Origin of the sequence: Bacteroides sp. AM16-13, assembly GCF_003602705.1 — a bacterium.
Taxonomy (GTDB): Bacteria; Bacteroidota; Bacteroidia; order Bacteroidales; family Bacteroidaceae; genus Bacteroides; species Bacteroides xylanisolvens.
Window position 1 is genome coordinate 16,293 of the sequence record NZ_QTLK01000034.1, and the last position, 12,427, is coordinate 28,719.

Below are 12,427 nucleotides of genomic sequence, written 5' to 3' on the forward strand. Positions count from 1 at the left end.
TATTAGATATAAAGTAGTAAGTATTAAATCGACAACGACATGAAAATTCTGGTATTGAACTGCGGAAGTTCATCTATTAAATATAAATTGTTCGATATGACCAGCAAAGAAGTGATTGCGCAAGGTGGTATCGAAAAAATCGGTCTGAAAGGATCTTTCTTGAAACTGACTTTGCCGAATGGTGAAAAGAAAATTCTGGAAAAAGATATTCCTGAACATACAGTAGGAGTTGAGTTTATCCTGAATACGTTGATTCACCCCGAATATGGCGCTATCAAATCTTTGGATGAAATCAATGCCGTAGGTCACCGTATGGTACACGGAGGCGAGCGTTTCAGCGAATCTGTATTGCTGAATAAGGAGGTATTGGAAGCCTTTACAGCTTGCAATGATCTGGCTCCGTTGCACAATCCGGCTAACTTGAAAGGTGTGAATGCAGTTTCTGCTATTCTTCCTAACATTCCGCAGGTAGGTGTATTTGATACGGCTTTTCATCAGACCATGCCGGATTATGCCTACATGTATGCTATTCCTTATGAATTGTATGAAAAGTATGGTGTGCGTCGTTATGGCTTCCACGGAACATCTCATCGTTACGTGTCCAAACGTGTATGCGAATTCTTGGGTGTAAATCCGGTAGGAAAGAAAATCATCACTTGTCATATTGGTAATGGTGGTTCTATTGCCGCTATCAAAGATGGTAAATGTATAGATACTACTATGGGCTTGACTCCATTGGAAGGCTTGATGATGGGTACTCGCAGCGGTGACATTGATGCCGGTGCAGTGACGTTTATCATGGAAAAAGAAGGCTTGAATACTACGGGTGTTTCCAACCTGTTGAACAAGAAGAGCGGTGTACTCGGTATTTCAGGTGTATCAAGCGATATGCGTGAACTTTTGGCTGCTTGTGCGGCTGGCAATGAGAAAGCTATCCTTGCAGAGAAGATGTATTATTATCGTATCAAGAAATACATCGGTGCTTATGCTGCTGCATTGGGCGGTGTAGATATCATTCTGTTTACAGGTGGTGTAGGTGAAAATCAGATGGAATGTCGCCGTGAAGTTTGTAAGGATATGGAATTCATGGGTATCGAGCTTGACAACGATGTGAATGCTAAAGTTCGTGGTGAGGAAGCAATTATTTCTACTCCTGCTTCTAAAGTGAAAGTAGTAGTGATTCCGACAGATGAAGAACTGTTGATTGCGTCTGATACAATGGATATTCTGAAGAAGTAACAGATTTACTGATTAATAAATAAAAAAGATGGATTCAATTTCGAGTCCATCTTTTTTTATGAAGTCATCAAATAGTTATAGTCATCTGAATGTAACTTTTGACAGATTATCCTTTAGGTGATATAGTCGTTTTAAACAACGATAAGCTCAATACCCATTTCTTCAATCGCTTGCGCCATTGACTGGGAAATGCCGGAGTCTGTGATTATCACATCGATGCAGTCTAAACTACAGATTTTACCGAATCCACGTCGCCCGAATTTGGAAGAATCTGCCAGGATGATAGTACGCAATGACGCTTCTATCATTTTCTTGTTGAGGACAGCTTCTTCAATATTAGAGTTTGTGATTCCGTACTCCAAGTCGATACCGTCTACTCCTAAAAAGAGTTTTGAGCAAGTGATTTGTTCAAAAAACAAAGAAGTGTAGTCGCCAATGACGGAAAAAGAATTCTTCCGTACGATTCCCCCGAGCTGGATTACTTCGATATTATTAATGGTATTTAATAATAAGGAGGTTTTCAGAGAAGCTGTAACTACAGTTAAGTGGTTGATGGGAGTGATATGCTCGGCAAACGTATGTACGGTAGAACCGGAAGCGATGATAATAGAATCGTTTTCTTCTATTAATTTAGCTGCGGCAGTAGCGATTCTTTTCTTTTCTTCTTTTCGAAGCTTTTCTTTTTCGTGCACATCAATATCTGATGTTAATGGGTTGACCGGACTTGCACTTCCATGAGTACGGTAGAGAAGTTTTTTTTCTTCCAGATGTTTTAAATCTTTTCGGATCGTTACAGGAGTAACTTCCAATTCTTTAGCGATTTCGTTTACTTTGATGAAACCGTTTTTCGCTAAACTTTCAAGAATATACTTATGTCTTTCAGCAATACTTGTCATAATTCCCAATTTTTATCACAAAGATAAACTAAATATTAATATGTGGCAAATAAAAAGATGAAAAGTTTCATTCTATGATATAAAGCTTCCGTTTTATATATAAAATGGTCTGCTAATGAAAAATAATTTGCTTTTTGTGTTGGATGATATTTCTTTTTGTGTATTTTTGCAGTGCTGATTTATAAATAAAGAAAGAAAACGAAATATTTATAAGGAATGAAACGAAGTGATTTGCTTGAGAGGATGCTCAATTGGAAATGTGAATGTGATATCCTGGTGATCGGTGGTGGGGCTACCGGATTAGGGGCTGCAGTGGATGCAGCCTCCAGAGGGTACAGAGTTATTCTATTGGAACAGCATGATTTTGCTAAGGGTACTTCTTGCCGCAGTACGAAGCTGGTACATGGAGGAGTTCGGTATCTGGCGCAGGGAGATGTCTCTATGGTAGTTGAAGCATTACATGAACGTGGGCGTATGAGACTCAATGCTCCTCATTTGGTGAAAGATATGCGTTTTATAATCGGTAATTACCGCTGGTGGGAAAAGCCTTTTTATGCGGTGGGGCTGACTTGTTATGATTTACTGGCCGGACGCAAAGCATTGGGACGTTCGTTACCGATGTTAAAACGTTCTGTATTAAAAGAAATACCTTCTTTAAAGCATGAAGGATTGAGAGGTGGAGTGGTATATCATGACGGGCAGTTTGATGATTCGCGCATGGCTATAACGCTGGCACTGACCGCTATTGATAAAGGTGGAATGTGCTTGAATTATATGAAGGTGAATTGTTTGCTGAAAGATGCCGCTGGGAAAATAAATGGGGTGCATGCTGTCGACACACTTGACGGGAAAGAATATCAGATCAAATCGAAAGTAGTAGTGAATGCTACCGGAGTCTTTGTGGACGATGTGATGAAGATGGATGAATGTGATACGCGAAGGAAGGTACGTCCCAGCCAGGGAGTGCATTTGGTGGTTGATAGTAAATTCTTAGGTGGCCGTTCGGCACTAATGATACCTAAAACGAAAGATGGACGTGTCCTTTTTGGAGTGCCCTGGCACGGCAAGGTGGTGCTTGGCACCACGGATACTCCTCTGAATGAGGCTTCTTTGGAACCGAGGGCATTGGAAGAAGAGGTTGATTTCATTTTAGATCAGGCCGGACAGTATCTCGACCGCAAACCGACCCGTGCCGATGTGCTTTCGATTTTTGCCGGTTTGCGTCCTTTGGCTGCGCCAACGCATGCTGATTCGAAGAAAACGAAAGAGATTTCACGGAATCATAAAATCTATCGTTCGAAATCGGGGCTTTTGACAATTACCGGAGGGAAGTGGACTACTTATCGTGCAATGGCTGAAGATGTCATCAATCAGGCCATCGTAATAGGAGGGTTGTCTCCTGCGGAATGTGTGACGAAGAATTTGAGGGTTCATGGATATACAAAAGAGCAATTTGATGAGAATGATTGGAATTATGTGTATGGCAGCGACGCGGGCAAAATACAAAAGATGATAGAAAAAGAGCCTTCTTTTGCTGAAAAGTTGTATGAAGGTTATACTTTTACAGCGGCGCATGTTGTGTGGGCGGCTCGTGAGGAGTTTGCGCAGAATATAGAAGATGTGTTGGCCCGCCGGGTGAGGATGCTATTTCTGGATGCCCGTGCTGCTCTTAAAATAGCTCCGAAAGTGGCATCGGTATTAGCGGCGGAACTGGGAAAGGACAAAACCTGGGAGCAGGCGCAGATAGCCGACTTTAATCGGTTGGCAAGAGGGTATATCTTGAATTAGAAGAAAAAATTACTTTAATTGTTGTTTGTAAATAAATGCTTATGAAAAGTTGTATGGTTTTGCGGAGAGGACTCGTAGCCTCATTGATGTTTCTTCTGTTGTCAGGGATACAGTCTGTGTCGGCGCAGGGAAAACTACATCTGTTAAAGTTTGACGATGTCACACAATTGAGAGACTTCTTTAAATATGCGGGAAATGGCTCAATCATTGTAAGCGGACATCGCGGTGGGTATGAAGAAGGATATTCGGAAAATTGCATCGAAGGTTTGGAAAATGTGCTGAAGCAGATGTCGGCTTTCTTCGAAATCGATCCTCGTCTGACAAAAGATAGCGTGATTGTATTGATGCATGATGCTACTTTGGATCGTACAACAACAGGAACGGGAAAAGTTTGCGATCATACCTGGAAAGAGTTGCAGAAGCTTCGTCTGAAAGACCATTCGGGAAAAGTGACCAACTGCAAGATTCCTACTTTGGAGGAAGTAATCAAATGGAGCAGAGGTAAAACGATTATCAACCTGGATAAGAAAGATGTGCCGATGGCTATGATTGCGGCTTTAATCAAAAAGCATAAGGCGGAGGGACATGTGATGCTGACTGTGCATACCGGTGCCCAAGCCAGATATTATTATGACCGTTTCCCGACGATTATGATGTCCGCTTTCGCCCGTAATATGAAAGAGTTTGAGGACTTGTCGATATCAGGTGTGCCATGGGAAAATATGATCGCTTATGTAGGGCATAGTATAACACCCGAAAATAAGAAAATCGTTGAAATGCTACATGCTCGTGGCGTACGTTGTATGATTAGTGTGGCACCTACGCACGACAAATTGCCTTCGAAAGAAGAACGGGCTTTGAAATATAAAGAAGAGATAGATAAGAGACCGGATATTATAGAATCTGATATACCGACAGAAGTATGGACAGTTTTGCAATCTCGATAGATTGTTGCCCTGATATGGTGCAACGTCTGTTTACTATCGTAAAGGAAAATCCGGTTAGTGAACTAACAATTAATACTGTGAAAATGTCAAAAGTAGAACAAGCATTGAAAGCTGCGAATGAGACACGTGCTCTTCGTATAGGAAGCGGAATATTAAATGAAGTAGCCGGACTGTTTAAGGAACAGTTTGCAGGAAGAAAGGCTGTAATGGTAGCTGATGTAACTACCTATCGTGTTGCCGGCGAAAGAGTTGAGAAAGAGTTGCGTAATGCGAATATAGAATTATTACCATCTTTTATTTTCACTGATTCCGACCTGTATGCGGAATATTCGTATGTTGACCGTCTGGTCGAATCGTTGAAAGTGCATGATGCTATTCCGGTAGCTGTCGGCTCCGGTACGATTAATGATTTAACGAAGTTAGCTTCTCATCTGGTCGGAAGAAGATATATGTGTGTGGCCACTGCCGCTTCCATGGATGGATATACTGCATTCGGCGCTTCCATTACTGCAAATGGCGCTAAACAGACTTTTAGCTGTCCGGCACCGCAAGCTGTATTGGCTGATATTGAAATCATAAAGAAAGCTCCCAAGCCGATGACGGCATCAGGATATGCCGACTTGTTTGCCAAAGTGACGGCTGGTGCCGATTGGATTCTGGCCGATTGGATGGGCGTGGAAGATATTGATGAAAAGGCATGGTCGATTGTGCAGGATGGATTGCATGATGCGCTTTCGAATCCTGAAGGCGCGGTGGCCGGAGACGAAAAAGCGGTGTCACAACTTATTGAAGGATTGATGCTGGGCGGTTTTGCCATGCAATGGTCTAAATCGAGTCGTCCGGCTTCGGGAGCGGAACATCAGTTCAGCCATCTTTGGAATATGGAACATCATTTAAATCAAGGTGAGCATGTTTCCCATGGCTTTCAGGTGAGTATAGGTATGTTGGCTGTAACGGCATTTTATGAACAAGTGTTGAACACCCCATTAGAGAAACTGGACGTGGAAGCGTGCTGTGCGGCATGGCCCGAACCGGAAATAGCCGATAAGGTAGCTCTTGATATGTTTGTCGGTACTGATTTTCCTACTATCGGTCTGCAGGAGACGAAAGCGAAATATGTGACACGAGAGCAATTGGCTATTCAGTTGCGGCAGTTGAAAGAATACTGGCCTGAAATCCGTGAACGTTTGTCCAAACAGTTGATTCCTTACAAAGAAGTGAAACAATCCCTGCGGCAGGTAGGTGCTCCTGTAGAACCGGAACAAATCGGTATTACACGGAAACGTCTGCGTGAAACGTTTGTTCGTGCACAATTTATTCGCCGTCGTTTTACTGTCCTCGATTTAGCTGTACGGACAGGATATATGGACCAGTGGCTGGATGGATTGTTTGGTAAAGGTAAAATATGGGAAATAACAGATTAATCACGATAGGAATGGAACTACAAGGAATGGCGCCCGAAGTGGCAAAGAAATTTAAATACTGGCAGACACGGACGATCATAGCAAGTATGATAGGCTATGCTCTATTCTATTTTGTTCGTAAAAACTTGAGTATTGCAATGCCTGCCATGCAGGATGATTTGGGAATAACCAAGGGAGACTTGGGATTATTTCTGACCTTACACGGATTACTGTACGGAGTTTCCAAGTTTGCCAACGGTTTTGTTGGCGACCGGGTGAATGCCCGCTATTTTATGGTGACAGGTTTGGTGCTCTCTGCAGCATGTAATATTTGGTTTGGGTTTAGTTCTGCTGTGGTGATGTTTGGCATTGTGTGGATGCTGAACGGATGGTTTCAGGGAATGGGATTTCCCCCTTGTGCCCGTTTATTGACGCATTGGATACCTCCTACGCAGTTGGCTACAAAGATGTCGGTGTGGAATACCTCACATTCTGTTGGCGCAGGTTTAGTGGTGATTGTTTGTGGATATATTGTCAGTCTCGGATGGCGCTGGTGTTTCTGGTTTCCTTCTATTATAGCCTTGGTGGGTGCAGTCGGTTTGTGGTTTGCTTTGCGCGATACGCCTCGCTCGGTAGGTCTTCCGGAGCTCAACTCAAAAACGGGCGCAGAAGAAAAAGAAGATACTTCTGCCGAATTTAAGCAGTTTGTGCGTAAGAATGTCTTTGGAAATCCGGCGATTTGGGTACTGGCTATTGCCAACTTTTTTGTGTATATCGTGCGCTATGCTGTACTTGACTGGGGACCGACTCTTTTGGGAGAATGGAAGGGAGTTTCTATTCATCATGCAGGTTGGATGGTGGCAGCCTTTGAAATATCCGGAATTGTAGGTATGCTGGTAGCCGGTTGGGCAACCGATCGTTTCTTTGGTGGACGTGGTCCACGCGTTTGTGTGATTTGCATGGCACTGGCTACGGTGTTCGTTGCTTTATTCTGGGGAATATCCCAACCTCCCATGTGGCTTGCTACGCTTTTATTGGGAGCCGCAGGATTCTGTATTTATGGTCCGCAAGCTTTGGTAGGTATTGCTGCGGCTAATATAGCCACAAAGAAAGCAGCCGCTACGGCAGTCGGATTCACAGGATTGTTCGGATATGCCAGTACGTTGGTCTCCGGTTGGGGATTAGGATTGTTAGCTCAACATTATGGTTGGAATATTGCAGTGGGTGCATTAATCCTGATTGCTATAATGGGAACTTTGATATTTATGGCCGCATGGTCGGCAAAAGCGAATGGGTATGATAATGATTAATGAGGTAGAACATAAACTGAACGCGGAACTTATGGATCGTATTCGTCGGATCAAGCATATTGCTTTGGATATGGATGGAACGATTTATAACGGAAACACGTTATTTCCTTTTACGATTGCTTTCCTGGATAAAATGAAAGAATTGGGAATTGGTTACTCGTTTCTGACGAATAATCCTTCCAAAAGCACGAATGATTATCTTCGACACCTATCCGGCATGGGGATTAAAGCAGTGAAAGATGAATTTTATACATCGGCCCAGGCGACCATAGATTACATACGTGTACATCATCCGGAGTGTAAACGGCTTTTCTTGTTGGGCACTCCCAGCATGATAAAAGAGTTTGAGGAAGCCGGATTCGAGTCTACTGACGACAATGCTGATGATGAACCGGACGCAGTGGTTGTCAGTTTTGACATGTCGCTTGTTTACTCGCGTTTATGTCGTGCTGCGTGGTGGATTAATCAGAAGAAACTCTATATTGCCACTAATCCGGATCGTGTGTGTCCTACGGATAAGCCTTTAGTATTGGTGGATTGTGGCTCTATTTGCTCCAGTTTGGAGTATGCTACGGGGCGGGAGCCGGATGTTGTGATTGGAAAGCCCGATCCGCGAATGTTGAACGGAATAATGGAACGTCATAACTTGCGTGCGGATCAGGTAGCTATGGTGGGCGATCGTATTTATACCGACATATTGATGGCGCAGAAAGCAAAAGCTTTGGGAGTGCTGGTACTTTCCGGCGAAACGACGTATGAAACAGCTATTGCTGTCCGTCCTAATCCGGACTTGATTCTGCGTGACTTGGCAGAGCTTCAGCAAATGCTTTTATTGGCTCATGAAATAGATTAGATTGGTGCATGAAAATACAATAGTATATTTATTTTTAGTGTTTTTGATAGGTATGATGTTACGGACAGTTCTACTGTCCGTAACATTTTTTTTGATAAAGAAGATTGCATTTTGTAGTAAGAAAGCTATTATCAGGGAAGTTCATTTTCTCAACTATACTCACTCCTATGAGAAAAAATACTCATTGCTATGAGAACTTTTTCTCATTACAATGAGTATTTTTTCTCGTTACGGTGAGAATAACTCTTTGCCAGAATAGGATAAAACTGTGTTTTTTTGTTTAAATCGTACAGATCTAAGTCGGATAATTCTGTTAGCGAATTAAATCATTTACTCTTGTAATGGGTTGCGCAATTCAGACCATAAAATTGCCATCTTTTGAATTGATATTGAAGCCTGTCTAAATAGTCTTCCCAATTTTTGTGCTCTGGGCTACTCCAGCCTATTTCGGCAACAGCATTGGCGCGGGGGTATGCCATGTATTCCACTTGCTCCGGAGTTTTTATGTATTCTGTCCATACATTGGCTTGTACTCCTTTTATGTGTTTTGCTTCTTGTTCCGTCAATTCCTTGGGAATCGGGTTGTACCCGTATGTCCATTCGAGTGCGCAGATTCGTCCGTTTGCTAAAGGAGATATATCCATGCTTGCCTGGTAGTGGTCAAGATATACATAAGTGTTAGGAGTCATGATGACCGGATGCCCTGATTTTGCCGCGGTAATTCCTCCGGCAACACCTCTCCATGACATCAACGCTGCATTAGGGGCTATTCCGCCTTCTAATATTTCATCCCATCCAATCAGCTTCTTCCCATTCTTATTCAAGAATTTTTCAACTCTTCTGATGACATAGCTCTGAAGTTCATGTTCGTCTTTCAATTTCAGTTCTTTTATTTTCGATTGGCATTTCGGACAGGATTTCCAACGTGTTTTCGGACATTCGTCTCCTCCTATATGTACATATTCTCCGGGAAATAACTTGAATACCTCCAGCAGGACATCTTCAATGAAAGGATAGATGTTTTCATTACCGGCACAAAGTACATCGTTGTAGATTCCCCATCTTGTACCTACCTCATAAGGTCCTCCCGTGCATCCTAATTCGGGATAAGTAGCCAGTGCGGCGAGCATGTGTCCCGGGAGATCAACTTCGGGGATGATGGTAATATAACGTTCTTTGGCATACGCCACTATCTCTTTGATTTCTTCTTGTGTGTAAAATCCTCCATAAGGTGTACCGTCGTATATTCCCGGAATTGCGGCAGAATATCGGTTGATGATTGTTTCTTTGCGCATGGAACCGATTTCGGTCAGCTTCGGATGCTTCTTGATTTCTATCCTCCATCCTTGATCTTCTGTCAGATGCCAATGAAAACGATTCATTTTTTGCATAGACATTAAGTCAATGTATTTTTTGATAAAAGAAACAGGATATAAATGTCGGCCTACGTCTAAGTGTAATCCTCGGTATTCAAATTGTGGTATATCCATAATGTTCGCTGCGGGGATACTCCATTCGTTTGTGTATGCTGTTGTGTTGGAGTAGATTTCCGGTGGAAGCAGTTGCAATAAAGACTGTATGGCATAGAAGAATCCGGCTTCTTTGTCTGCCAGTACCTGTATCTGTTCGGTAGAAATATTGATTTTATAACCTTCATTTCCTAATGTAGGATCGTTGGCACGGCTGAAAATCAAATAGTTACCGGAAATGTTTTTAGTGCTCTTCTGTATTTTTAGAGGCAATTGTGCTATCCGAGTTAATCTGTCCGTCAAGAATCGTAAAGGCGCTTCGGCATTTTTATCTTTTAGTATAATGCGGGTTTCTTTATTAAAGATGAATTTGCCTTGCTTCTCTTCGAGAGAGCGTGGGGCAGGGATGATGTTATACATGTTTTGAGATTCTGTTCCTACCATATAATCCATACCACGAAGGCGGAAAGCATACTCTAGTGGCTTTTTCTCTGTATTGAACGCATTTTTGATGCTTGCACGCAATGTGTATTGAGGAGATTTGATATCGTCACCATTCAAAAACAAAGTAGTTTGGTTCATTGGAGACAGGGTCACTTCTTTTTGTTCCGGTTTTAAATTATCGCATTGGGTTATATGAATGTGATAAGGGATACTGCTTTTGTTGGTGACATCAACTACCATACGGGTATTATTATTGATAAGACGGGTGCGTATATCCAAAGAAGAGTTTATTAGCTTCTTTAGCCATCTTTCCTCGCCGGAAATTGTGTCGTTTAATAATTCTACAAAGCAGTGATCTAACAAAGCATTGCGGAGATATCCGTCACTCCTTTCACGTGCAAACACTAGAGTAGTTTTGTTTTTGTCTTTTATATTATCTAGTATGGTTTGACATTTTGACATCGTATATTTGCTGACAGCTACCATTCCTTTGTTTGTAGCATAGCTCGCCAGTTCTTTGTTGTTGATGAAAATACCGTTTAATCCTTTCTTGAAGGCTCCGTCTATTGCATCTTTGCTTTCGACGGGAGAGCTCAAATCGCATTTTAACAATACGAAGTCAAATAATTCCGGAGTAGATAAACTTTCTTCTTTGTTTTGTGAAAATGTAGTTAATGTGGTGAAAAGACAACACATTATACATAATAGTTTCTTGCTCATACGGGAGTCGTTTTTAAAGGGTTATATAGATTTAATACTTAATTAGGTTTTTACTTCGTTTTCTTTAGTGGCTTATTTGAAGCAAAGATAATTATAAAAGGTTATAAAACGAAACTAATTAAGAGATATTTTCTTTTTTAATTGCTTTTTCTTGTTGTTTGCTTTTGAATATTATACTTTTGTGTTTCCTTTATTTCTCTGTTTGCTTTTTATTATTAATGCTAATTTTTAAAACCATGACTCAAAAGAAACTAATTGTAAGTGTGTATGTGTTCGTTTGCTGCGTTGTTACTGCAATGGGGCAGAGTTTGAAATATTATAATGCAGATGATTTTCCGCTTATTGGTAAGATGTCTGACGATACGGAAGGGCGTTATGCCCGTTTACCTCTTTCCTGTAGGGGGGAAAGTAAAAAGTGGGTATGGATATTGGGGCAGGATACACCCGGACTGGCTGTACGCTTTGCGACCAATTCAACAGCGATTGCTGCCAAATGGGTAACAAAAAGGAATAACAGTATGTCACACATGGCCATGGTAGGCGTAAAGGGACTTGATCTTTATGTGCTAAAAAGTGGCAAATGGCGTTATGTGCGTTGTGCTCGTCCAAAAGGCAAGGAGAACGAGGGAGTTATCATTTCTGATATGAAAGGTGAAATGAATGAGTATATGCTTTACCTGCCCCTTTATGATGGTATTGAAACACTTGAAATAGGAATAGAAGAAAAGGCTGTGATTCGCCAACCGCAAGTGGAATCACCCGTAACAGAACGTCCTGTTATCTGTTATGGAACAAGTATCACTCAAGGCGGTTGTGCAACGCGTCCGGGGATGGCCTATACAAATATCCTTTCCCGTATGCTAAACAGGGAAGTTGTGAATTTGGGTTTTAGCGGACATGGGCATTTGGAATATGAAATAGCAGAATTGATGACACATCGAAATCCTTCTGTTATTGTGATGGATTTTATTCCCAATGTGAGTGCTTCTATGTTGAATGAGCGTATTGAACGATTTATGAGTATTATTGAAGATAAAATACCGGGAGTACAGATTTTGTTTATAGAACACGTTCCTTTTCCATTGGCAGAGTTTAATTTGAAAAAAGGGGAGTGGGTGGAAGAGAGTAATGAGGCATTGCGAAAAGCATTTAGGGAGTTAAAGAAGAAAGGTTATCAGAATCTGCACTATTTAAAATCGGAACATTTATTGGGCGAGGATGGAGAGAGTACGGTTGACGGCGAGCATTTTACAGATTTAGGATTTGATAGGTTTGCAAAAGGAATTTATCCGGTGGTGAAAAAGCTTATAAGGCATGCGGAAAGATGAGAGGAAAGCCTCTTCGACCACCGTTAAGGT

9 protein-coding genes are annotated in these 12,427 nt (G+C 41.8%); 7 read left to right on the plus strand and 2 right to left on the minus strand.

The genetic code is table 11. From position 1 onward, the window contains the following. The first annotated feature begins 39 nt into the window (after positions 1–39). Positions 40–1,239: an acetate kinase gene (locus DW173_RS21235; RefSeq protein ID WP_004314424.1), complete on the plus strand. Its 1,200-nt coding sequence runs from the start codon at positions 40–42 to the stop codon at positions 1,237–1,239. Between the two features lie 131 nt (positions 1,240–1,370). Here DW173_RS21235 and DW173_RS21240 read toward each other — a convergent pair whose 3' ends face one another. Next, positions 1,371–2,135, minus strand: a complete 765-nt coding sequence (locus tag DW173_RS21240) for a DeoR/GlpR family DNA-binding transcription regulator (RefSeq protein ID WP_008645897.1) — start codon at positions 2,133–2,135, stop codon at positions 1,371–1,373. A 216-nt stretch (positions 2,136–2,351) separates the two neighbouring features. Between DW173_RS21240 and DW173_RS21245 the strand changes: the two genes are divergently transcribed. From DW173_RS21245 to DW173_RS21265, 5 genes are all read left to right on the plus strand, one after another. Then, a complete protein-coding gene (locus DW173_RS21245; RefSeq protein ID WP_120145172.1) occupies positions 2,352–3,923 on the plus strand; it encodes a glycerol-3-phosphate dehydrogenase/oxidase in 1,572 nt (523 codons plus the stop codon). A gap of 41 nt (positions 3,924–3,964) precedes the next feature. Further along, positions 3,965–4,870 (plus strand): glycerophosphodiester phosphodiesterase family protein, encoded by a 906-nt coding sequence (locus DW173_RS21250; RefSeq protein WP_120145189.1) that lies wholly within the window; start codon positions 3,965–3,967, stop codon positions 4,868–4,870. Positions 4,871–4,953: 83 nt separating this feature from the next. After that, the gene (locus tag DW173_RS21255) at positions 4,954–6,294 is read left to right on the plus strand and encodes a sn-glycerol-1-phosphate dehydrogenase (protein ID WP_120145188.1); all 1,341 of its coding nucleotides are present in this window, start codon (positions 4,954–4,956) and stop codon (positions 6,292–6,294) included. An 11-nt stretch (positions 6,295–6,305) separates the two neighbouring features. Continuing rightward, positions 6,306–7,583, plus strand: a complete 1,278-nt coding sequence (locus DW173_RS21260; RefSeq protein ID WP_055235296.1) for an MFS transporter — start codon at positions 6,306–6,308, stop codon at positions 7,581–7,583. Further along, positions 7,570–8,436 (plus strand): HAD-IIA family hydrolase, encoded by an 867-nt coding sequence (locus DW173_RS21265; RefSeq protein WP_369904810.1) that lies wholly within the window; start codon positions 7,570–7,572, stop codon positions 8,434–8,436. The genes DW173_RS21260 and DW173_RS21265 overlap by 14 nt, the downstream gene beginning before the upstream one ends. Positions 8,437–8,762: 326 nt before the next feature. Here DW173_RS21265 and DW173_RS21270 read toward each other — a convergent pair whose 3' ends face one another. Then, complete coding sequence (locus DW173_RS21270; RefSeq protein WP_120145173.1) at positions 8,763–11,069, minus strand: Sb-PDE family phosphodiesterase; 2,307 nt, start codon at positions 11,067–11,069, stop codon at positions 8,763–8,765. A 236-nt stretch (positions 11,070–11,305) separates the two neighbouring features. Between DW173_RS21270 and DW173_RS21275 the strand changes: the two genes are divergently transcribed. After that, positions 11,306–12,397: an SGNH/GDSL hydrolase family protein gene (locus tag DW173_RS21275; RefSeq protein WP_120145174.1), complete on the plus strand. Its 1,092-nt coding sequence runs from the start codon at positions 11,306–11,308 to the stop codon at positions 12,395–12,397. Positions 12,398–12,427: the final 30 nt, after the last annotated feature.